The 21,883-nt window shown below is 36.1% G+C and carries 20 protein-coding genes; 14 read left to right on the top strand and 6 right to left on the bottom strand.

The features are described 5' to 3' along the window. Nucleotides 1-24: 24 nt before the first annotated feature. The 6 genes from IWB64_RS17415 (at nt 25) to IWB64_RS17390 (ending at nt 6,402) form a co-directional block, all read left to right on the top strand. The gene (locus IWB64_RS17415) at nt 25-369 is read left to right on the top strand and encodes a DUF2853 family protein (protein WP_194535225.1); all 345 of its coding nucleotides are present in this window, start codon (nt 25-27) and stop codon (nt 367-369) included. Between the two features lie 81 nt (nt 370-450). Then, complete coding sequence (locus IWB64_RS17410; RefSeq protein WP_194535224.1) at nt 451-1,281, top strand: CvfB family protein; 831 nt, start codon at nt 451-453, stop codon at nt 1,279-1,281. A 183-nt stretch (nt 1,282-1,464) separates the two neighbouring features. After that, nucleotides 1,465-2,064: an SPOR domain-containing protein gene (locus IWB64_RS17405; RefSeq protein WP_155596146.1), complete on the top strand. Its 600-nt coding sequence runs from the start codon at nt 1,465-1,467 to the stop codon at nt 2,062-2,064. A gap of 2 nt (nt 2,065-2,066) precedes the next feature. Next, on the top strand, nt 2,067-2,975 hold the full coding sequence (menA, locus tag IWB64_RS17400; RefSeq protein ID WP_194535223.1) for a 1,4-dihydroxy-2-naphthoate octaprenyltransferase: 909 nt from the start codon (nt 2,067-2,069) through the stop codon (nt 2,973-2,975). Between the two features lie 34 nt (nt 2,976-3,009). Continuing rightward, a complete protein-coding gene (locus IWB64_RS17395) occupies nt 3,010-3,762 on the top strand; it encodes a LytR/AlgR family response regulator transcription factor (RefSeq protein ID WP_194535222.1) in 753 nt (250 codons plus the stop codon). Between the two features lie 669 nt (nt 3,763-4,431). Beyond that, the gene (locus tag IWB64_RS17390; protein ID WP_194535221.1) at nt 4,432-6,402 is read left to right on the top strand and encodes a sensor histidine kinase; all 1,971 of its coding nucleotides are present in this window, start codon (nt 4,432-4,434) and stop codon (nt 6,400-6,402) included. A gap of 4 nt (nt 6,403-6,406) precedes the next feature. Here the strand turns inward: IWB64_RS17390 and IWB64_RS17385 are convergent, their stop codons facing one another. Then, complete coding sequence (locus IWB64_RS17385; protein WP_194535220.1) at nt 6,407-7,204, bottom strand: SDR family oxidoreductase; 798 nt, start codon at nt 7,202-7,204, stop codon at nt 6,407-6,409. A 45-nt stretch (nt 7,205-7,249) separates the two neighbouring features. Between IWB64_RS17385 and IWB64_RS17380 the strand changes: the two genes are divergently transcribed. The 3 genes from IWB64_RS17380 to IWB64_RS17370 are packed head-to-tail and all read left to right on the top strand — an operon-like array spanning nt 7,250 to nt 10,333. Next, nucleotides 7,250-8,302: an o-succinylbenzoate synthase gene (locus IWB64_RS17380; RefSeq protein WP_194535219.1), complete on the top strand. Its 1,053-nt coding sequence runs from the start codon at nt 7,250-7,252 to the stop codon at nt 8,300-8,302. Continuing rightward, nucleotides 8,293-9,276: a CPBP family intramembrane glutamic endopeptidase gene (locus IWB64_RS17375; RefSeq protein WP_194535218.1), complete on the top strand. Its 984-nt coding sequence runs from the start codon at nt 8,293-8,295 to the stop codon at nt 9,274-9,276. The genes IWB64_RS17380 and IWB64_RS17375 overlap by 10 nt, the downstream gene beginning before the upstream one ends. After that, nucleotides 9,236-10,333, top strand: coding sequence for an AMP-binding protein (locus tag IWB64_RS17370; RefSeq protein WP_194535217.1), 1,098 nt, complete (start codon nt 9,236-9,238; stop codon nt 10,331-10,333). The genes IWB64_RS17375 and IWB64_RS17370 overlap by 41 nt, the downstream gene beginning before the upstream one ends. A 22-nt stretch (nt 10,334-10,355) precedes the next feature. Here the strand turns inward: IWB64_RS17370 and IWB64_RS17365 are convergent, their stop codons facing one another. Further along, nucleotides 10,356-11,984: an acyl-CoA carboxylase subunit beta gene (locus tag IWB64_RS17365; RefSeq protein WP_194535216.1), complete on the bottom strand. Its 1,629-nt coding sequence runs from the start codon at nt 11,982-11,984 to the stop codon at nt 10,356-10,358. Nucleotides 11,985-12,055: 71 nt separating this feature from the next. Here IWB64_RS17365 and IWB64_RS17360 point away from each other — a divergent pair, with 71 nt between their 5' ends. The 3 genes from IWB64_RS17360 to ettA all read left to right on the top strand — a co-directional run bounded on the left by IWB64_RS17360 (nt 12,056) and on the right by ettA (nt 15,032). Then, nucleotides 12,056-13,051, top strand: coding sequence for a Gfo/Idh/MocA family protein (locus tag IWB64_RS17360; RefSeq protein ID WP_194535215.1), 996 nt, complete (start codon nt 12,056-12,058; stop codon nt 13,049-13,051). A 61-nt stretch (nt 13,052-13,112) separates the two neighbouring features. After that, complete coding sequence (locus tag IWB64_RS17355) at nt 13,113-13,295, top strand: CAL67264 family membrane protein (RefSeq protein WP_013995358.1); 183 nt, start codon at nt 13,113-13,115, stop codon at nt 13,293-13,295. A gap of 45 nt (nt 13,296-13,340) precedes the next feature. Next, nucleotides 13,341-15,032 carry an energy-dependent translational throttle protein EttA gene (gene ettA, locus IWB64_RS17350; RefSeq protein ID WP_194535214.1) on the top strand — a complete coding sequence of 564 codons (1,692 nt, stop codon included), beginning with the start codon at nt 13,341-13,343 and terminating at the stop codon, nt 15,030-15,032. Nucleotides 15,033-15,102: 70 nt separating this feature from the next. On the opposite strand, the gene IWB64_RS17345 is transcribed toward ettA, so the two are convergent. Then, complete coding sequence (locus tag IWB64_RS17345; RefSeq protein ID WP_194535213.1) at nt 15,103-15,921, bottom strand: MBL fold metallo-hydrolase; 819 nt, start codon at nt 15,919-15,921, stop codon at nt 15,103-15,105. Nucleotides 15,922-15,943: 22 nt separating this feature from the next. Further along, nucleotides 15,944-16,393 (bottom strand): GNAT family N-acetyltransferase, encoded by a 450-nt coding sequence (locus IWB64_RS17340; RefSeq protein WP_194535212.1) that lies wholly within the window; start codon nt 16,391-16,393, stop codon nt 15,944-15,946. 162 nt (nt 16,394-16,555) lie between these two features. On the opposite strand from IWB64_RS17340, the gene IWB64_RS17335 reads away from it, so the two are divergent. Next, nucleotides 16,556-17,443, top strand: a complete 888-nt coding sequence (locus tag IWB64_RS17335) for a hypothetical protein (protein WP_155596159.1) — start codon at nt 16,556-16,558, stop codon at nt 17,441-17,443. A gap of 83 nt (nt 17,444-17,526) precedes the next feature. On the opposite strand, the gene fumC is transcribed toward IWB64_RS17335, so the two are convergent. Then, on the bottom strand, nt 17,527-18,924 hold the full coding sequence (gene fumC / locus IWB64_RS17330; RefSeq protein ID WP_194535211.1) for a class II fumarate hydratase: 1,398 nt from the start codon (nt 18,922-18,924) through the stop codon (nt 17,527-17,529). Between the two features lie 161 nt (nt 18,925-19,085). Here fumC and IWB64_RS17325 point away from each other — a divergent pair, with 161 nt between their 5' ends. After that, entirely contained in the window at nt 19,086-19,256 is a 171-nt protein-coding gene (locus tag IWB64_RS17325) for a hypothetical protein (RefSeq protein ID WP_162857241.1), read from the top strand. Between the two features lie 127 nt (nt 19,257-19,383). On the opposite strand, the gene IWB64_RS17320 is transcribed toward IWB64_RS17325, so the two are convergent. Continuing rightward, nucleotides 19,384-21,882 carry a TonB-dependent receptor domain-containing protein gene (locus IWB64_RS17320; RefSeq protein ID WP_194535210.1) on the bottom strand — a complete coding sequence of 833 codons (2,499 nt, stop codon included), beginning with the start codon at nt 21,880-21,882 and terminating at the stop codon, nt 19,384-19,386. Between the last annotated feature and the right edge of the window lies 1 nt (nt 21,883).

Genomic DNA, 21,883 nt, shown 5'->3' with positions numbered 1-21,883 from the left:
TTAACATTTTCAACACTAACTATTATGAGTAAAAGAGACGATTTGATTGTAAAGTATGCTGCAGACATTAAGGACAAATTTGGAGAAGCTCCAGATATGGATCTTCTGACAAAAGTAACTGTGGGTCTAGGTCCAGCAATCTACAATATCGATGCTTCTAAAGTTTCAGGTTCTGATGATAAAGAACTAGAAACCGTGAAGAAAAATTATTTAATGAAAAAGTTGGGTATGTCTGACGACCCAAAATTAATGGAGGCTGTGAAGTCTGTAGTAGAAAAGTACGGTTCTTCTAACAGAAACAAGCATAGAGCTGTAATTTATTATATGCTTTGTAAGCACTTTAAAAAAGCTTCTGTTTATACTAAGTAAGATTTTCAAAATGTAATTTAGACCGTTTGCTTTATGGCAGACGGTTTTTTTATACCCAAATTTTAAAGTTACTTTTGCAGTATGATCGAACTGGGAAATTATAACGAGTTAGAAGTGCTTAGAGATACTAGTGTTGGACTCTTTTTAGGGAGTAATACAGGTACAGAGATTCTCTTGCCAAATAAGTATGTGCCAAAGGTTATTGATATTGGCGATATGATAAAGGTTTTCTGTTATTTAGATCATGAGGAAAGGCCTGTAGCCACTACCTTAACGCCACATGTTATTAGGAATACATATGGTTTTCTCCAAGTTGCCGAAGTAAACAAAATTGGTGCCTTTTTAGACTGGGGTCTTGAGAAGCATTTACTTGTTCCGTTTAGTGAACAAAGAGATAAGATGAAAGAAGGGCAGTGGTACGTGGTACGCTGTTATATGGACGAAGTTTCTTTTAGACTTGTTGGTTCAAACAAAATAGATAAGTTTTTAAGCAACGATGAACTTACCGTTCGTGAACGTGAAGAGGTAGAATTACTTTTTACACGGCTAACGGATCTAGGTTGGGAAGTTATAGTAAACGATCAGCACAAAGGGTTGGTGTATTCTAATGAAATCTACAAACATGTAGCTGTTGGTGATAGAACCAAGGGGTATATAAAGAATATTCGCCTAGATAATAAGTTAGATATTTCATTGCAGCCCATAGGTGAGAAATTACTTGAACCAGCTGCAGAAGCAATATATAAGAAGTTAATGGCCCATGGTGGGTATTTGGCACTTCACGATAAATCAGATCCCGCACTCATTAAGCAGGAACTTCAAATGAGTAAGAAAACCTTTAAGAAAGGTGTGGGTACACTGTATAAAGAAAGAAAAATAGAAATTAAGGAAGATGGCATACATGCTATCTAATTAAAAACGAGAGTCTTTTGGAAATGTAATCCTAGATTAATCGATAAACGGAAAGTTTTTAACATCGTAAATATTAATCTATACCACAGAATATGGTAATTTTGCAACATTCCGAGAGTGCATTTCATCGATCTTTCGGTATTTTGGTTAACTTTAACAGTGTAACCTCGAAAAAATAATTATATGCCATTTATAGAAGAAAGCGACTTACTAGAGTTGCACAAAGATATAGACAAGGCGCAAATTATAAACGAACGTCTTCTTGATCAGATAAAGTTCAAGAATAAGGAACTTAGAAAGAAAAAAGTTCAACGTAATTTGCTTGCTGGTGTAACGGCTTTGTTTCTTATTGGCGGTCTAACTGTTTTTTCTTTTACAGCGGGGAGAAGCGTTTCTAACAATTTTGAAAGTCCTAGTAATTTATTGGTTTCTATAGATAGCTTAGATGCTATTAAATCTAGAATAGACAATTTAAAGCAACAGAACGAAGAGCTCAGTTTAGTGCGCGAGTTTTACTTGGCCAAAGAATTTTTAGAGAAAGAAAAAATCTATTCAGTACAGATAAAGTCATTTGTAGATAACAACATGACGCTTGCTTCTGAAGCACTTACCAACACCATTTTTGTAAAAACCAATCCGTTTTATTCATATTCATTAGGTAATTTCGAAACTTTGGAAGAAGCTCAGAAATTTCGCGAACAACTAGTAGACCTTGGTTTTCAAGATGCTTTTGTTGCATCCTATAAAGAAGGAAAAAGAATTCAGATTGAATCCCCTCAGTAGTTTTGACAAATATTAAAGCTTGGATAAGTGCGGCTAGGTTAAGAACACTACCACTATCCGTTTCAGGTATTGTGGTGGGTACGGCTTTAGCTAATTTATATGGCTTTGAAGATACAGTAGTATTTGTACTGGCGCTGTTTACAACCATTGGTTTTCAGGTAACCTCTAATTTTGCCAATGATTATGGCGATGGAGTAAAAGGCACGGATAACGAAGATAGAATAGGCCCCAAAAGAGCTATTCAAAGCGGAAGTATTTCAAGAAAGGAGTTAAAGGAAGGAATAATTTTTTCCATAATTATAGATTTTATTTTAGTCATCGCTCTTGTATATTTTGCATTTGGATTTGATAACATGATGTATCCTATGTTATTTGTAATTCTTGGTGCAGCAAGTATTTGGGCGGCTATAAAATATACAATAGGAGATTCAGCTTACGGTTATAGGGGCTTAGGAGATATATTCGTTTTTCTGTTCTTTGGTTTGTTGGCCGTTATGGGTTCTATGGTTCTTTATACAAAGCAGCTTAGTGCCATATCAATATTGCCAGCGGTAGCCATTGGTCTGTTAAGTGTAGGAGTTCTAAACCTTAATAATTTGAGGGATTATGAATCAGATAAAAAAGTAAATAAAAATACGCTCATAGTTTATATAGGTTTTCAAAATGGTAAAATTTATCACTATGCATTATTGATTATTGCGTTTCTGAGTATTTTGGCATTTTCAGTATTAAATTTAAGAGGATGGCGAATTTTTTTACCTTTAATTTCCTTTGTACCTATTTTCTTGCACATGAAAAGGGTATATGCAACAAATAAAAATAATGAAATAGATCCTGAGCTGAAGAAGTTGGCGTTAAGCACCTTTCTTTTGTCCGTACTGATGTACATCAGTTGTAATAATTTTTTGTAAATTTAGAATATGAACCTACTAAATAATAACCATTTTGGAACAACCAATTAGAATTCTAATCGTAGAGGATAACGTAATCATTGCCGATGATATGCAATCTATGCTCGAAGAAATAGGGTATGAGATTGTAGACAACGTTATTGTCTATGAACAAGCCGTAGAGGTTTTAAAAACACAACATGTTGATCTTGTTTTGATTGACATTATATTAGCTTCCGATAAAACAGGAATTGATTTAGGTAGACATATTCGTGAGAACTATGATATACCATTCATTTTTGTGACATCTAACTCAGATAGGGCTACGGTAGAAAATGCTAAAATGGTTAAGCCAAACGGTTATCTAGTAAAACCTTTTGAGCAACAAGATTTATATACATCTATTGAAATAGCACTTTCTAATTTCACGAGATCAGATGATTCTGCCGCTGCAGTTGTGGAGAACCAGGAAGATGTTCCTATGTCCAATACGGTTTTGAAAGATTCTATTTTTGTAAAAAAACAACATTTGTATTATCGTATTCAATTTAGCGATATTCGCTTCATTAAGGCAGATAATGTATATCTGGAAGTAAATACGGTTGATAAGAAATTTTTGGTTCGTTCTCCACTTAAGGATTATTTAGAAAAACTACCTAAAAATAAGTTCTACAGAGCTCATAAGTCTTATATAGTAAATGTAGATCACATTGATGCCATCAACTCAAAAGACATCATGATAAAAGATACACTAATACCTATTTCTAAAGATTTTAAAGAGTTCATAATCTCGGCAATGAATTCGTAAAAAATAAAATTCAAAGTATTGAAAAGGGGAACATTTCTAATGTTCCCCTTTTTTTATTCTCCAAAAGTAGCGTTCACCACAACTTTTGGGGGTTTCACAACATTATTTTCCATATTTACGCATAAAGCAATAGTTTGGTAGTGTATTACAGAGGTGATATATACAAAAGCAAATAAGATTTTTCATTTTCATATAGTGTTCTCGTAAAGGAGCCTAGTCTCACAAGATTAGGTTCCTTTTTAATTTTAGGAATTTATTCTTTTAAACCATGTCTAAAATTGTAGTTCAAGACAGGTAAATACATGTTGTAAAAGGAAAATACATAAAAAGTCCAAACCACAACTAAATGTACTTTCACAACAATGGTGGTTGTTTCTTTATAGGCAAGTGTTATTTTTACCATCGTAAAAACACCTTAAAATAAGGACATTAGATTAGTATGTTGCACTTATTTCAAGCGGTTCTTAAAATAGATTATTTTGTTACAGTCCTTTTTTTTAACTTTATATGTAAATGGACTGAATAACCAATTAAATAGTTTAGCTTAGATAAGACGTTATTTTGATAAAATGTTGTTTTCGTGGGTATTAAGACGGAATACCATAGGCTAAGAGAGTAACCTAGTATGAACAGGGCAAAATGTTTTTTGATTTTGTTTCATTTAGATATATGAACAACATTTACTATAAAAATACCATTTTCATTTGGGCAGTTTTTTTTCTATCCGTCGTTGTATCGGCGCAAAATGAAAAGGATACAGAAGAGAACTTGTTTCAGCAGTTTCAAGATTTTGAAACCCCAGATGAAAAACTCACTTTCTTTTTTAATGCACAGGACTTATACAGAGAAACTTCCACCTATGACTGGCTAGACCTAGTCAATCTTTATCTAAATGCGGCAATAAAAGATGAAGACTCCGCAGAAATAGAACGTTACAAACTTATTCAGGCCCGGATTTATTATGATTTAGGTGATTATGATAAGAGTCTGGCCATTTCCAAAGAACTTTATGCAGAGAAAGAAGATTTAGATATTTATCTAAAGTCTAAGTTATTGGATATAATGGACGACAATTATGGTCAGCTGACCATGTATACGGAGCAAATTGAAATTCGTAAAGAGCAGAGGGAGCTAGGAATAAACGAGAATGTTGCTTTTTATGATATCTATGCCAATTTAGGCATGTACAGAAAGGCAATGGAGCATTATATAGATAATGTTAAAAAAACCATTGAGGAGAATGACTTTTATGCTCAAGCCGAATACTACAATAACTTGGGTAACTATTTAAGACTAGATGAGTCTGCACCAACGGCTTTAAGTCACTATAAAAAAGCTAAAGGGTACATAGATGTTTATATGAACCTTATTACAAGAAAAAAATCTGAAGAAGAAATAGAGCAGGCTAATCTTTTAAGAGGCATAATTGAAGGGAACATAGGAAAATGCCATGTAGACTTAAAGCAGTATAAAGAAGCCATACCACATTTAGAAAGTGCTATAAACACTCTAAAAAAATACAAAACCCAAGATCTTTCCTCTGAAATAACAGAAAATAGTTTGGCTATTAGTGAATGTTATCTTCAATTGGAAGATTATGGAAAAGCTACAGATTTCTTGAGTGACAACCTTGAAACGAAGACAACTAAGAACTTGCTACGTAAGAACAGACTTTTTGCTTTGTATTATGACAGGACTGAAGATTACAAAAATGCTTCAATATACTTAAAGAAGAATATTCGTGTACGGGATTCTGTTTTGGACAATCAATCAGAATTAAGGAAACAGCAACTAGCCACTGTAATGGGGCAAGATCTTGCTGTATCTCAGACTATGTTGGCTGAGCAGAAGCTTGCGTTAGAAAAGTCTCGTGTGGATATGATGGCGAAAGAAAGGAACATAAACTTGGTTCTTATTTCATTGTTGTTCACTCTTGTAGGATTTGCTGGATTGGTTTATGCGTATTTGAAAAGTATTAAAAACCAACGTCTAATTGCAGAACAGAAATATATAATTGAAAACGCACTTGTAGAAAAAGATTCGCTTTTAAAAGAGATTCACCACAGGGTAAAGAACAACCTTCAAATGGTTTCCAGTCTATTGAGTTTACAGACCAAAAATACTAGAAGTAAAGCAGCTATAGAAGCTTTGGAAGAAGGTAAGAGTAGGGTGAAGGCAATGGCTTTGATTCATCAGAAATTATATCAAAACGAAGACCTGTCTGTTATTGAAATGCAGAGTTATATAGAGAGTTTGATCAACAGTGTTCAATCGGTCTATAAGAAAGGTGGGCATAACATTAACATCACAGTAGATGCAGAAGGTGTTGAGCTAGATATTGATAGAGCTATTCCTTTTGGACTAATGCTTAACGAGCTTGTTTCCAATTCATTTAAATATGCTTTTCCTGATGATGACGAAAATGGTAAAATTTATATCCATATTCGCAAAATCGGTGAAAAAGAAGGGTATTTTGAATACTCTGATAATGGTATAGGTTTACCAGAAGATACAGATGAAAGAGCCAATTCATCTATGGGTATTAGGTTAATGAACCGTTTAGCGAATCAGCTACAGACTACCTTAAACATTGATAAAACTGCAGAAGACGGTGTTCGCTATTGGTTTAACTTTAGCTAAATTTTTATCTTTTTCCTGTATTTCTTAATACAATTCTATGTAATAATTTAGGGAAGAATCGTTTAAGATAAATTCCTAAAACTTCCTTACCACCCATATAGGCTTCAAACTTTTCTTTTTCTATAGCCTTTATCATTTTACTGGCAAAATCAGTCGTGGTCAAACCATTGGCATTGTCATCATCTTCATGACCTCTAGCACTACCATCGCCAACTAAGGCATTTTTGGCAATATTTGTTTGAACAAATCCTGGAGCAACGAGAGTTACTTTTATATGGTCTTTTTCATGTTCCATACGTAGGACGTCAAAAAAACCATGAAGCGCATGTTTTGATCCACAATACCCAGAGCGTATGGGTGAGCCAAATTTTCCCATAAGACTAGTTACCGTTGCAAAATGGCCTTGTTGCTGTTCAATAAAATAGGGTAGAATGGCTTTTGTAAGCGCAACGGTCCCCAAGTAATTGATGTCTACCAACTTTTTGTAGACATCAAAATCGGTATCAATAATATACGAACGCTGGCTAATACCTGCATTATTAATTAAAATATCTACAGTGCCAAAAGCAGCAATAGCCTCCTTGGCTTTTGAAGGCATTAAGTTGTATTGGGTAATGTCTAAGGGAAGAATTTTCACAGCATCAGGATATTGGCAACTATTTTTTACCCTTTTTAGAGCTTCCGTTTTTCTGGAGCTTAATATCAGTTTACATCCTTTTTTATTCAATTCGTAAGACAACGCTTCACCAATTCCTGAAGAGGCTCCGGTAATCCAAACGGTTTTGTTGTTTATGCTTGTCATTTAGGGTATTTAAGAGCTAAAATATAGCTAAATTTGAAGCTAATTATGCAAGCAACCTACAAAAAATATATTTTAAACTTTAAGCGCCCTAGCGGAACTTCGCGTGGGGTACTGACTCAGAAAGAAACCTGGTTCTTGATTCTCAATAAAAACGGAAAACAAGGAATTGGGGAATGTGGTATTTTGAGGGGATTGAGTTTTGATGATGTTGACGGTTATGAGGATAAACTAAAATGGACTTGTGAAAACATCCACTTAGGTAAAGATGAGCTTTGGGAAGCGTTAATGGAGTTTCCTAGCATACAATTTGGTGTAGAACAGGCATTTTTGTCCCTTTCTGCGGATAATCCGTTTCTATTATATCCATCCGGATTTATTAGTAAACAACAACCAATACCAATTAACGGTCTTATTTGGATGGGAGACGAATCATTTATGCATGAGCAGATAGCTAAAAAATTGGCCGAAGGCTTCAAGTGCATTAAAATGAAAATAGGTGCTATTGATTTCAATACGGAAATTGCACTTCTGGAATCCATCAGAAAAAAATATGATGCATCAAAAATAGAATTGCGAGTAGATGCAAACGGAGCGTTTACTCCTGAAGATGCCTTTGAAAAGCTTAAGATTTTAAGTGAATACACCTTACATTCTATAGAACAACCAATAAAACAGGGGCAGTCCAGTACAATGAAAGACCTTTGTGCAATCACGCCCTTGCCCATTGCTTTAGATGAAGAATTAATAGGAGTTTTTAGTGTAACAAAAAAGGAGGAACTATTACAAACTATAAAGCCACAGTATATTATTCTTAAGCCTAGTTTAGTAGGAGGTTACAAAGGATGTGAAGAGTGGATTACAATTGCAAAAAAAATGAATATTGGTTGGTGGGTTACTAGCGCCTTGGAAAGTAATGTAGGCTTGAATGCTATAGCACAATGGACATATATGTTGCAAAACCCAATGCCACAAGGTTTGGGTACAGGTGGTTTGTATACCAATAATTTAGACTCACCACTTATCGTTCAAAATGGACAGTTGTTTTATGACAGCAACAAAAATTGGAAAAATAATTTAATAGAAGATTTATGTATATAGCACAAGCCTATAAAGGCTTAAGTGATTCTTGGAGATATGTTTTAGGACTTTTAGTTGTGTTTGTCTTCTGGCAAGTTATAGGAGGTATTCCTTTGATTGCTGCGCTTTTGGTAAAAGCGGATTCTCTTGAAGTTTTAGGGTCTGGTGATATGGGGGTAATGGCAGATATTTTAGGAGCCAATACGCTGCTTTTTTATATGCTTTTAACGTTTGCTATAGGATTAATAAGCCTTTTTGCCTATGTGAAATTAGTACACAAACAGACGGTTACCGAGCTAACGACATCAAGAAGGAAAATCGATTTTAAAAGAATATTCTTTGCTTTTGCTATTTGGGCGCTGATTTCGGCCGCATTTATCTTTGTTGGTATAGCTCTGGCCCCTGAAGATTATGAGTTCAACTTTAAAGTAGGGCCTTTCGTAATTTTAGCTATCATCTCTATTTTGATGATGCCTATACAGACTAGTATGGAAGAGTATTATATGAGAGGGTATATGATGCAAGGGTTGGGAGTTATCGCAAAAAACCGTTGGTTCCCTTTAATGGTTACTTCGTTACTTTTTGGACTTATGCATATTTTTAATCCAGAGGTTACTAAATTAGGCTATGGTATCTTAATCTTTTATATAGGTACTGGATTTTTTCTTGGTATTATTACGTTGATGGACGAAGGATTGGAATTGGCCTTGGGTTTTCATGCGGCAAATAACATAATCTCAGCACTTTTGGTGACGGCAGACTGGACGGCCTTTCAAACCGACTCGTTATACCGTGACGTTTCAGACCCAGTTTTGGGATGGGATGTTTTGGTTCCCGTATTTGTTGTTTACCCGATACTACTTTACATCTTTTCAAAAAAGTACAATTGGTCTAATTGGAAAGACCGACTTACAGGCGATGTGCCTTCCGAAGAAACATTTTTAGCGCTACAAAATGATAACTCTGACTTACAAAGACCTTCACAGGCAATTTAAATTAAATGGGCGCTCTTATTCAAAAGTAGAGCTCAAAGAGGTGGCCTACAGTTTGGTGAAGGAGGGCGAAGAGTATGAAAGAGCGATAGGCGATTTTCTTATAGATTGGTTAAATGACAAATCAACTATAATAGTACATACTTCTGGGTCTACGGGAAAACCTAAGCCCATTACGTTGCAAAAGCAACAGATGGTTAATTCTGCCTGTGCGACAGGTAATTTTTTTCACCTTCAACCCAATGACACGGCTTTGTTATGTCTCTCTGCTGATTTTATAGCAGGGAAGATGATGTTGGTTAGAGCAATGGTTTTAGGACTTTCCATAGATTGCGTTGCGCCGTCATCCAAGCCTTTAGTGAAATCCAAAAGCTCTTATGATTTTGTAGCCATGGTTCCTTTGCAATTTAGAAACTCACTCAATGAGTTGGATGACGTAAAGAAACTTATTGTTGGTGGTGCACCAGTTTCATATGCGTTGAAAAAAGAATTTTTGAATGCCAGTCAGAGGACGAAAGTTTATGAAACCTATGGTATGACAGAGACCATAACTCATATAGCGATAAAGCCGCTTTTGGGGGAGTTGATTGCATCGGATATAGATTTAGATGTGTTTTCAACTTTAGCCGATATAAAAATCTCCTCGGATGAAAGAGGCTGCTTAGTGATTAACGCACCATTGGTTTCTGATAAAATCATTCACACCAATGATATGGTCGAGTTAATTTCGGACAAACAGTTTAAATGGTTAGGCCGTTTTGATAATATTATAAACTCCGGAGGTGTAAAATTGTTTCCAGAACAGATAGAGGCAAAATTATCACCAATTTTAGAAGCGCGTTTTTTTGTAACTGGACTTCCAGATGAAAAACTAGGCCAAAAGCTGGTTTTGATTGTTGAAGAAATCCAAGAAGTACCTGTTCTGCAAGAGAAAATAGAAAAACTTACTTCCCTAAATAAATACGAAATACCAAAGCAGATTTTTTTAGCAGATAACTTTGTAGAGACCGAAAGCGGTAAAATAAAAAGAAAGGCAACCTTAGATAAGATTGCCTTTTGATTCTATTAGATTTCCAAGTTGGTTACACTTGAATAACTCCTAAGTTAAAATCTTTTTCTATTGGTGCATGATTGGCAGCTTCTATACCCATAGATATCCATTTACGGGTATCTAAGGGATTTATGATTGCATCTGTCCAGAGACGAGAAGCTGCATAATACGGAGAAACTTGATCATCGTATCTTTTTTTGATTTTATTGAAAAGTTCAGTCTCTTTTTTCTCGGTTAAGACTTCACCTTTCTTTTTAAGGGAAGCTTTTTCAATTTGAAGAAGCACCTTTGCAGCAGAGTTGCCGCCCATTACGGCCAGTTCAGCACTTGGCCATGCTACTATTAATCTTGGGTCATATGCTTTTCCGCACATGGCATAGTTTCCGGCTCCGTAGCTATTACCAATAATAATAGTGAATTTTGGAACAACGGAGTTGCTCACCGCATTCACCATTTTAGCGCCATCTTTAATTATACCACCATGTTCACTTTTACTTCCTACCATAAACCCGGTAACATCTTGCAAGAATACAAGCGGAATTTTCTTCTGGTTGCAATTGGCAATAAACCTTGTTGCCTTATCAGCAGAGTCAGAGTAAATAACACCTCCAAACTGCATTTCGCCTTTCGTGGTTTTTACAACTTTACGTTGGTTGGCAACAATACCAACTGCCCAACCATCAATTCTGGCATAACCGGTTAAAATAGTTTTGCCATACCCTTCTTTGTACTCTTCAAACTTAGAGTCGTCTACTAGACGCTTTATGATTTCGCCCATATCATACTGATCTGCTCTAGAGGCGGGTAGGATACCAAAAATATCTTCGGGATTTTCCTTAGGCTTAACAGCCTCTTTCCTACTATATCCAGCTTTATCGAAATCACCTATTTTATCCATGATATTCTTGATGGTTGTTAACGCATCAGCATCATCTTTGGCTTTATAATCGGTTACTCCGCTTACTTCACAATGTGTGGTAGCTCCACCCAAAGTTTCATTATCTATACTTTCGCCAATAGCTGCTTTAACAAGATAACTTCCCGCTAAGAAAATACTACCTGTTTTATCCACGATTAGAGCCTCGTCACTCATAATAGGTAGGTAGGCGCCACCGGCTACGCAACTGCCCATGACAGCGGAAATCTGGGTAATACCCATGCTGCTCATAATGGCATTGTTTCGGAAGATTCTACCAAAGTGTTCTTTGTCTGGAAAAATCTCATCTTGTAACGGAAGATAAACACCAGCGCTATCTACTAAATTGATAATAGGCAGGCGGTTTTCCATGGCAATTTCCTGCGCACGAAGGTTTTTCTTTCCCGTTATAGGAAACCAAGCTCCAGCTTTAACTGTAGCATCGTTGGCAACAACAATGCATTGCTTACCGGAAACATAACCTATTTTAATGACCACACCGCCAGATGGGCAACCGCCATGCTCTTCATACATGCCGTCGCCTACAAAACCACCTATTTCAATACAATCTTTATTTTTGTCCAGAAGATAATCTATACGTTCGCGAGCTGTCATTTTTCCTTGAGCATGCTGCTTTTCAATACGAGCTTTGCCACCTCCTAATTTTACTTGGGTAAAGCGTCTTTTAAGGTCGCTTAGAAGTAATTTGTTGTGATCTTCGTTCTTATTAAATTTCAAATCCATTTTTTTGCCTTGACTTTTATTGCTTAAAGATAAGGAGTAAAATTGTTTACATTTGAAAAAATTGAAATCATATGGCACAACAAGTACGTTGGGGAATTGTAGGTTTGGGAAGTATTGCCCATACTTTTGCGAAAGATTTGGCTTTGGTAACAGGGGGAAGCCTTGTTGCTGTTGCTTCTAGAAGTACTCAAAAAGCGAAGGAATTTGCTAATGAATATGGAGCTGCACATAGTTTTGATAGCTACGAAGCCCTCTTTGAGTCTAATGAGGTTGATGTGGTTTATATAGCAACTCCTCATACATCTCATGAAGATTTGAGTATTAGTGCGATGCAAAAAGGGAAGCATGTACTTTGTGAAAAACCAATGGGTGTAAACCCTGAACAGGTAGCAAGAATGATTGCCGTTGCTAAAGAAAACAAAGTTTTCTTAATGGAAGCGTTATGGAGTCGTTTTAACCCATCTATTCAAAAGACAAAGCAGCTGGTAGAAAGTGGTGAAATTGGACCTATTGGATTTATTCATGCAGATTTTGCTTTTTATGCTTTAGGAAGAGATTCAGAAAATAGGTTGTTAAATCCTGATTTAGCCGGAGGTTCTTTACTTGATGTTGGTATTTACCCTATTTTTCTTTCGTATTTGTTATTGGGAATGCCTACAAAGATTCAGGCATCATCTCATTTTTATAAGACTGGAGTGGAAATGCAGACTTCTATGATATTTGATTATGAGGGAGCGCAGGCTATTCTTTACAGTGGCTTAAATTCTAAATCAGAAATGAAGGCTGAAATATCAGGAAGTGAGGGAAGTATTTTTCTTCACCCTAGATGGCATGAAGCAGAAGGGTATTCTATTGAGAAAGAAGGGGAGGTAGTTGATTATAATTTACCTACGCATGGTAAGGGCTATACTTATGAAATTGAAGAAGTACAAGCTTGTTTGGCTTCAGGAAAACTACAAAGTACTATGTGGAGTTATCAGAATAGTGTGGATTTAGCAAAGCTTCTGTATGATGTACGACAAAAATCAGGAGTTATTTTTCCTTTTGAAGAACAAAAGCAGGTATAGAGCCTTAAAATATTTTAAAATTTACGATATTTGAAGTTACCGAAATTGAAACCGAATTAACATGGGGATGAATAAAAATACCGTTTTGGCATGGGCCACATTTATAATGATTTTTGTGGGTTTAGCGCTAATAGCTTTAGGAGCTTTTAGATACGATGAAGTTGCTGGTTGGGGTTTTGCCTCAGTAGGGATAGGATTTTTTGCTATAGCTTGGGTGTTTAATGCACTTAAAGGAAGAGTTTAGATAAATTAGACAATACCCTTTTAATAAATTACTTAACAATATATTATGCCTGATGATAAGAAGGTGATTTTCTCCATGTCGGGAGTCACTAAAACATATAAGAACGCGAATACGCCTGTTCTTAAAAACATATACCTAAGCTTCTTCTACGGTGCCAAAATTGGTATTCTTGGTTTGAACGGATCGGGTAAATCTACTTTGCTTAAGATTATAGCGGGAGTGGATAAGAACTTTCAAGGAGATGTTGTTTTTTCACCTGGTTATAAAGTTGGTTACTTAGAACAAGAGCCGGAGCTAGATGAGAATAAAACAGTTCTTGAAGTTGTAAAAGAAGGTGTGAGTGAGACAGTTGCCATACTTGATGAGTACAATAAAATCAATGATATGTTTGGTCTTCCTGAAGTATATGAAGACGCAGATAAGATGCAAAAGTTGATGGATAAGCAAGCGGAGCTTCAAGATAAAATTGATGCAACAAACGCTTGGGAGCTTGACACGAAACTAGAAATAGCGATGGATGCCCTGCGTACTCCGGAGCCTGATAAAATAATAGGTGTGCTTTCTGGAGGAGAAAGAAGACGTGTAGCGCTTTGTCGTCTATTGCTTCAAGAACCAGAGATATTACTATTAGATGAACCTACTAACCACTTAGATGCGGAATCGGTTCATTGGTTGGAGCATCACCTGGCGCAATATAAGGGTACCGTAATTGCTGTAACTCACGATAGGTACTTCTTGGATAATGTAGCGGGATGGATTTTGGAACTAGATAGAGGAGAAGGTATACCTTGGAAAGGAAACTACTCTAGCTGGTTAGATCAAAAATCTAAACGTTTAGCTGACGAAAGCAAAACGGCTTCTAAAAGACAAAAAACTTTGGAGCGTGAGCTTGACTGGGTGCGTCAAGGGGCTAAGGGGCGTCAGACAAAACAGAAGGCACGTTTAAAGAATTACGATAAGTTAATGAGTCAAGATCAGAAGCAACTTGATGAAAAACTTGAAATATATATCCCTAATGGCCCACGCTTAGGTACAAATGTACTAGAGGCTAGAGGTGTTAGTAAAGCATACGACGATAAGTTGTTATACGAAGATTTGAACTTTAAGCTTCCGCAAGCTGGTATAGTTGGTATTATTGGGCCAAACGGTGCTGGTAAGACCACGATTTTCAGAATGATTATGGGTGAGGAAACCCCTGATAAAGGAGATTTTGAGGTAGGTGAGACAGCTAAGATTTCTTATGTTGACCAAAGCCATTCTAATATAGATTCAGAGAAAACAATATGGCAGAACTTTAGTGATGAGCAAGAGCTTGTTATGATGGGTGGTCGCCAAGTAAATTCTAGAGCTTATTTAAGCAGATTCAATTTTACGGGGAGTGAACAGAACAAGAAAGTAAGTATGCTTTCTGGCGGCGAGCGTAACCGTTTGCATTTGGCCATGACCTTAAAAGAAGAAGGTAATGTATTGCTTTTAGATGAGCCTACTAACGATTTAGATGTGAATACATTACGAGCTTTAGAAGAGGGTCTTGAGAACTTTGCAGGCTGTGCAGTAGTTATCTCTCACGACCGTTGGTTCTTGGATCGTGTTTGTACACATATTTTAGCGTTTGAAGGTGATTCTCAAGTTTATTTCTTTGAAGGTTCTTTCTCTGATTACGAAGAAAATAAGAAGAAACGTTTGGGTGGAGATTTAATTCCACAACGTATCAAATACAAAAAATTGATTCGCTAGTTTGCAATCAGTTTTAAAAAAAGCTCTTAAGAAAATTCTTAAGAGCTTTTTTTATAGTATATATTTTTGTTTAATATGTGTCGTTCGGGTACCAATCTAATTGAATTACTTCAATATTAGAATCACCGGCGTTTACCAATTCTTTGAACTTGGAAACATCACTTACATCAGGTTTGCCTCTATAGTGATAGGGATAAACTTTTTTCGGTTTAAATTCCAAAACAGCATCTGCAGCGCTTTCGGGCGTCATGGTGTAAGGAAGGTTCATGCAAATGAAAGCCTTGTCAATATCTTTTAAATTTCTCATTTCAGGAATATCCTCGGTATCACCGGAGAAATAAATACGTTGGTCTCCAAAAGTCAATATATAGCCATTACCACGTCCTTTTTCGTGAAACTTTAATGCTTCTTCCCTTAAATTATACATTGGTACAGCTTCAATTGTAATTCCGTAACGTTCTTTGCTTTCGCCATTGTTCAACACATCGATCTGTGGGGTGAAAACTTCCGGCAGCTTTTCGGCTACTGCTTGTGGTGCTATTAGTTTAGCTTTGTCAGTACCTAGTGCTTCCAAAGTTTCTACATTAAAATGGTCTCCATGAATATCGGTTATCAATATAAGGTCGGGAGATTTGTATCCCTCAAAAGCTTCTGCGCCACCTACAGGGTCTATGTAAATGGTAATATTTTTCCATTCTAAAACTGCAGTAGCATGCTCAATAGGAGTTATTTTTACTTCTGAGGTCTCTTCTTCGTTCATAGAAGTGGCTTTAGCGGTATCGTTTGCTTCGGTAATTACATCTTGGCCTGGTGCAGCGTCTTTCTTATTCTCCTTGCATCCAATAAAAAAGATGCTAGAGCTCATCAGTATAAATAATAGGTTTTTCATAGGGTTCTTGTTATAAGGTTAATTACATTTTTATATCGCTACGAGCGTAATCTAAATTTCTTTCTATGGGCACTTCTTCAAAACCGAATTTCTTATAAATATGTAAGGCATTATCCAATTTAGTGCTAGAATATAAAATAAGTGTTTCCCAGCATTGCTCCTTTGCAAATTTTATCGCGAAAGATAATAGCTTTTGGCCTATTTTAAGACCTTGAAACTCTGTTGAAACAGCCATTTTACCTAACTCAAAAGTGGTGTTGCTTACAGGTAAAAGAGCGAAACATCCTGTTATAGAATCTTCTTTTTTCGCAAAAAAGATATATCCGCCCTTATCAATAATATGTTCTTGGCAGTTTCCAAGTAGGTAAAGATCCTTAGGTTCTATCGTAAAGTATTGCTCTATCCATTTTTGGTTTAACTCTTTAAAAATGGGAGCATAGTCAGGTTTAAATGGTATTATTTTAATTGACATAAACTAGAGCTAATTGAGAACTATAGTTTAAAGTTACCATATCATAATCTTTTGATTGATATATTATTTGATTTTTTTACATCAAAAAATCTAAAAGGAAAATCCTACCGTATATAAAGCGATACAAACCAATAATTTTTATTAGTAATAAATCTTAACATTATGACTGAAACAAAAAGCAACAATGGATTGAAGGTGCTAGCAGGATTGCTAGGTGTGGTTCTTTTGGGTACCATAATATACACCGTTAGTCTTTACCAAGAAAAAAAGAAAAACGAAACTGCGCTTACTCAAGAAAAGCAATTAGTAGTTGAAGATTTAAATAGCTTAAAGTCTGAATATGATAAGGCAATTTTAGAAAGCAATGCTACTAACGAAGAGTTGGTTTCTGCTAGAGATAACATTGCAAAATATATTGATTCTGTAAAAAGTATGAAAGGTGATATTTCTTCTCTTTCTAGATACAGAAGACAAGTTGGTGTGTTGAAGGAAGAAAGAGCACAATTGTTGAAACAAGTTGATTCGCTTACCAAGTCGAACACTTTTATTGCAATGCAGAGAGATAGTACGTATACAGAGTTAGAGAAGCAAACTGTTTTTAACGATTCTTTAGTTGTACAGAATACACAATTAGCAGACGTTGTTGAAAAAGGTTCAGCTCTTAACTTATCTAAGTTTAGTGTTGATGCAGTTAAAGAACGTAGCAGTGGAAAATTAGTTTCTACTTCTAGAGCTAAGAGAACGGATAAATTTAAAATCTGTTTTACTGTTGCTGATAACGTAATCGCTCAAGCTGGTGATAGAGAATTCTTTATTGAAGTTCTTGACCCACAAGGTAACGTATTAGGTGAAAGCTACTCTAAGACAAATGATTCTGGAGCTTCTGTAACTTACAGTAAAGGAACTGGTTTTTACTATGAGAACAAATCTTTAGATGTTTGCGATTACATTAGCAAGCCTGCAGGAGATTTCAAAGAAGGAAATTACATGGTGAATGTTTATGATACGAGATTAAAATTATTGGGAACTTCTAAGTTCACTCTAAAATAATAAACGCGCTATCCATTACATATAAACAGAAAGGGGCAATCTTTATGATTGCCCCTTTTTTTATGTTCAATTTTAAGGTCTACCTATTTTAGGCTTCCTACCATATCTTCTGGTTTTACCCACTCGTCATAATCCTCAGCAGAAACGTAGCCTAGATTAATTGCTTCTTCTTTTAATGTAGTTCCGTTTTTATGTGCTGTATTTGCAATCTCTGCAGCCTTGTAATACCCTATTTTAGTATTTAAGGCAGTAACCAACATTAAAGAGTTATTCAGTAATTCTTTAATTACATCATAATTAGGCTCAATACCAGCCGCACAGTTCACTTCAAAGCTTACACAAGCATCACCAAGTAATTCTGCTGATTGGAGGATGTTAGCGGCCATCATAGGCTTAAACACGTTCAATTCGTAATGACCTTGAGTTCCACCAACGGAAACAGCAACGTCGTTACCCATTACTTGAGCACAAACCATAGTCATAGCTTCACACTGGGTTGGATTGACCTTACCAGGCATAATAGAACTACCTGGTTCATTTGCAGGTATGATAATTTCACCAATTCCTGACCTTGGTCCTGAAGCCATCATACGAACATCATTAGCAATTTTATTTAAAGAAACGGCCAGTTGCTTAAGTGCCCCATGACTCTCTACGATAGCGTCATGTGCTGCTAAAGCTTCAAATTTATTGTCCGCTGTGCGAAAAGGAAGTCCGGTAAAATCTGCAATGTACTTGGCAACAAGAACATCATAACCTTTTGGTGTATTCATTCCTGTACCTACAGCAGTACCACCTAAAGCTAATTCGCTTAAATGATCTAAGGTATTATTTAAGGCTCTTAATCCATGGTCTAGTTGTGACACATAACCTGAAAATTCTTGACCTAAGGTTAGGGGAGTGGCATCCATAAGGTGCGTTCTACCTATTTTTACCACCTTGGCAAAGTCTTTGGATTTTTTATTTAAAGTGTCACGTAGCTTAGTTACACCTGGTATAGTATTCTGTACAATTTTCTTATAGGCGGCAATGTGCATACCTGTAGGAAAGGTGTCATTAGATGATTGCGATTTGTTTACATCGTCATTAGGCTGAATTGTCTTTTCGCCTTCACCAATTTTCTTTCCGGCAATTTCATGAGCGCGATTGGCAATAACCTCGTTAACGTTCATGTTGCTTTGCGTACCTGATCCGGTTTGCCAAATAACCAATGGAAATTGGTCGTCAAGTTTTCCATCTAAAATCTCTTCGCACACTTGTGCGATAAGGTCCCTTTTGTCTTCGGCAAGTACACCTAGTTCACAGTTGGCGTAAGCGGCAGCTTTTTTTAGATAGGCAAATCCATAAACTACATCTAAAGGCATAGATGCGGAAGGGCCTATTTTAAAATTATTTCTTGAACGCTCAGTTTGGGCGCCCCAATATTTGTCGCTGGGCACCTCTACCTGGCCCATGGTATCTTTTTCGATTCTAAAGCTCATTATTAGTAGTGTTATGTTAGTTTACAAAGGTAGTATTTCACCATTTTAATTCCCCTTTGGGGCTTTAAAAATAAATGTTTTTTAAGTTATGTTATTTTTTTTGATTTCAATTTGCAATTTTGGTACTTTCTAAAGTATATTTGTAGTGCAAAATTGAGAACATGGAATTTGATCAGTACCTTGGATTTTTAGCATTTTTAACCATTTTAACCATTGGATTTTGGTTGATGATTTTCTTGTTGACCTTTGTAGTGCCTTATTGGTTAGGTGGAAACATCTTGGAACTCTACAAAGAATGGAGAGATAAAAAGAAAGCAAAACGTAGCGTATAAGCGCTCTTATATATTAAAAAGCAGGAGAACGAATTGTCGTTTTCCTGCTTTTTTATGAGCTAAACTGAATAAAAAAATCCCTGCTAGTTCTAAAAAACTAGCAGGGATTTTTCTTTAGTAGTGGTCTTTAGCCTTCCATTTCATCTTCTCCACCACCATTTTCATTGCCACCTTTTCCTTGCTTACGGTTGTTTTCTTTAGTTTGATTTATTCTATAACGAAGCGATAACGTAATAGATCTAGGTCTAAACTGAAATTCGCTTCTTGAAGTAAAATCATCCGATACGGTGTAAGACTGCCTTTTTCTTGAATTAAGAAGATCACTTACGTTTAGGGATAGTGTACCCTTATCTTTCATAATATCTTTACTGAAAGCCAAGTTTAGCGATAGCATTCCTTTTGTTTCGGTTTGTGAGTTTTGACGTGGGCCCATATAAAATGCATTGGTCTGCCACTCTATTTTTTTAGGCAAACTTACTTTAGAGCTAAAGCGGGCGAACCAACTTGTGTTATCTGTACCATAATCTGTACCATTATGCTCCCCTTCACTAGAAAATTTAAAGAAGTTGACACTACCGTTCAACCGTAACCATTTTTTTGGATTATAAAGAACACCAGCTTCGGCACCTATTCTTTCGTTAGAAGATAGGTTAATGGGTAAAGATCTAATAATTCGTACGCTATCTGTTGTAACTTGCCCTGTAGCTTCCTGAATGTATTCAAAAGAGTTGGTTTCACGCTTATAATAGATTGAAGAAGTAAGCGTAAGCTTATCCCAACGTTTTAAATAACCCAAATCAAATGAATTTGAATAAGCAGGGTCTAAATCCGGATTTCCTTGAAAAATATTGGCTCTACTCGATCTAGAGGGGAATGGATTTATAAAGCGTCCTCTGGGTCTGTTGATTCTGCGGTTGTAACCGAGGGATATATTTTCCATTTCGCCAATTTCGAATATGAAATTTAGGGTAGGGAATAGGCCTAAATAGTTTTTATCAAAATTAAGGTCTATATCTTCACCTAATGCTTCTTCAACCGAAGAGGTATCATAATCGGAAGTTACCTCTCCTTTAAGTTGTGTGTTTTCTAATCGTAACCCAGCTAAGAAAGAAAACTTACCAAATTTGTTACCATACTGAGTATAGACGGCATTTACGTTTTCTTCGTATTTAAATTTGTTCGTTAGGTCTTCGTTGGTAACAAAAAGCCCTGTAGCCCTGTTTAGTGAGTCCAGTTTGTAATCCGTGACTTCCTTGTCAAAAGTGCCTCTGTACCCTGCTTCAAATTGCGCATCGCCTAGGGGAAGCACATAATCTGCTTGTACGAGATATTCATCTTCAATTTCGTTTTGATAAACACTTTCTAGCGTATTTAAACTTGTATTAGGGAAGGTGTTATTATCGTCAATAGTAGAGTTCTCTACTTCATCACCATTTGAATATTGTAAATCAACCGTTAGTTTTTGGCCATCATCATCAATATTATTTATATAATTTAAGGAGAACTGATAATTTTCTTCATCTTCTAATTCAATTTCTTCTCTAAAACTTTGTCTGGTAAGTAAGCCACCTTCAAAGTAATTGCTGTAATTCTCTGTTAAATCATCCCCGTCTTGAAAACGCATAAAAAAACTTCCCGTTATGGATGATTTTTCAGTTATAAAGTACTCAACACCAAAATTGTTATTAAGCCCCTTACTTCTTCTAGTGTAATCTCTATCTTCATTGATTTGCCCATACTGGCCACTAGTATACGAGTTTTCGTAAAAAGCATGTCCGGGAGAATCATTATACCGGTAACCAAGTGTATTGAAAATATTGAATTTGTCTGTTCTCAAATTCGCATTAATAGAAATGCCACTTTGACCAGGATATCCGATATTTACATTCACTAAACCGTTAAATCCTAATGTTTTTTCGCGCTTCAAAACTATGTTGAGTATACCTGCTGTACCCTCTGCATCGTAACGGGCGGAAGGACTTGTAATCACCTCAACCTTTTCTATAGCATCTGCGGGGAGTTCTCGTAAAGCATCTGTAGAACCAAAACCGGCTAAAGCCGAAGGTTTTCCGTTAATTAAAATTCTAACGTTTTCATTACCTCGCAAGCTAATTGCACCCTCCACATCAACATTTACAGATGGAACGTTGTTTAGGGCATCACTTATAGTAGCTCCACTAGTGGTAAGGTCTTTGCCTATGTTATATATTTTTTTGTCAAGACGAACTTCAACAGTTGTTTTTTCTCCAACAACTTCTACGCCTTCTAGTTGCGAGACGTCTAGTGCAAGTTTTACAATACCAAGATCTGTAGATTTGCTTAGTAGCTGATTTGGTAGTTTATACGTTTTATAGGAAATGTATTCAATACTGACATTGTATTTTCCAGGGAGTGCTTCAACTTCAAATTTTCCGTCAATATTTGTAATTCCGCCGGTAACCTTTTCAGGATTTTCTACACTATGAAGAACAAGGGTTGCATATTCTAAAGGTTGCCCGTCATCTTGGTCCAAAACCGTTCCGGTAATTTTTATTAGTTGTTGTTCTTGACCTTGGGGCCTCTGCGGCCGTTGTGCGAATGTATTAATCGATAACAGTAACAGGGCAATCAAGAACGGTATTTTCATG

Source organism: Zobellia nedashkovskayae, assembly GCF_015330125.1.
Classification (GTDB): Bacteria; Bacteroidota; Bacteroidia; order Flavobacteriales; family Flavobacteriaceae; genus Zobellia; species Zobellia nedashkovskayae.
Note: the sequence above shows the minus strand (reverse complement) of the source record. Positions and strands in the feature narration are given on the sequence as shown.

What these genes read in the sequence shown, in the direction of transcription:
- IWB64_RS17340 (WP_194535212.1), bottom strand. Translation starts at nt 16,393, where the DNA reads ATGTCAATTAAAATAATACCATTTAAACCTGACTATGCTCCCATTTTT.
- IWB64_RS17415 (WP_194535225.1), top strand. Translation starts at nt 25, where the DNA reads ATGAGTAAAAGAGACGATTTGATTGTAAAGTATGCTGCAGACATTAAG.
- IWB64_RS17380 (WP_194535219.1), top strand. Translation starts at nt 7,250, where the DNA reads ATGCAAGCAACCTACAAAAAATATATTTTAAACTTTAAGCGCCCTAGC.
- IWB64_RS17320 (WP_194535210.1), bottom strand. Translation starts at nt 21,882, where the DNA reads ATGAAAATACCGTTCTTGATTGCCCTGTTACTGTTATCGATTAATACA.
- IWB64_RS17390 (WP_194535221.1), top strand. Translation starts at nt 4,432, where the DNA reads ATGAACAACATTTACTATAAAAATACCATTTTCATTTGGGCAGTTTTT.
- IWB64_RS17370 (WP_194535217.1), top strand. Translation starts at nt 9,236, where the DNA reads ATGATAACTCTGACTTACAAAGACCTTCACAGGCAATTTAAATTAAAT.
- IWB64_RS17365 (WP_194535216.1), bottom strand. Translation starts at nt 11,984, where the DNA reads ATGGATTTGAAATTTAATAAGAACGAAGATCACAACAAATTACTTCTA.
- ettA (WP_194535214.1), top strand. Translation starts at nt 13,341, where the DNA reads ATGCCTGATGATAAGAAGGTGATTTTCTCCATGTCGGGAGTCACTAAA.
- fumC (WP_194535211.1), bottom strand. Translation starts at nt 18,924, where the DNA reads ATGAGCTTTAGAATCGAAAAAGATACCATGGGCCAGGTAGAGGTGCCC.
- IWB64_RS17335 (WP_155596159.1), top strand. Translation starts at nt 16,556, where the DNA reads ATGACTGAAACAAAAAGCAACAATGGATTGAAGGTGCTAGCAGGATTG.
- IWB64_RS17345 (WP_194535213.1), bottom strand. Translation starts at nt 15,921, where the DNA reads ATGAAAAACCTATTATTTATACTGATGAGCTCTAGCATCTTTTTTATT.
- IWB64_RS17385 (WP_194535220.1), bottom strand. Translation starts at nt 7,204, where the DNA reads ATGACAAGCATAAACAACAAAACCGTTTGGATTACCGGAGCCTCTTCA.
- IWB64_RS17410 (WP_194535224.1), top strand. Translation starts at nt 451, where the DNA reads ATGATCGAACTGGGAAATTATAACGAGTTAGAAGTGCTTAGAGATACT.
- IWB64_RS17405 (WP_155596146.1), top strand. Translation starts at nt 1,465, where the DNA reads ATGCCATTTATAGAAGAAAGCGACTTACTAGAGTTGCACAAAGATATA.
- IWB64_RS17325 (WP_162857241.1), top strand. Translation starts at nt 19,086, where the DNA reads ATGGAATTTGATCAGTACCTTGGATTTTTAGCATTTTTAACCATTTTA.
- IWB64_RS17375 (WP_194535218.1), top strand. Translation starts at nt 8,293, where the DNA reads ATGTATATAGCACAAGCCTATAAAGGCTTAAGTGATTCTTGGAGATAT.
- IWB64_RS17360 (WP_194535215.1), top strand. Translation starts at nt 12,056, where the DNA reads ATGGCACAACAAGTACGTTGGGGAATTGTAGGTTTGGGAAGTATTGCC.
- IWB64_RS17355 (WP_013995358.1), top strand. Translation starts at nt 13,113, where the DNA reads ATGGGGATGAATAAAAATACCGTTTTGGCATGGGCCACATTTATAATG.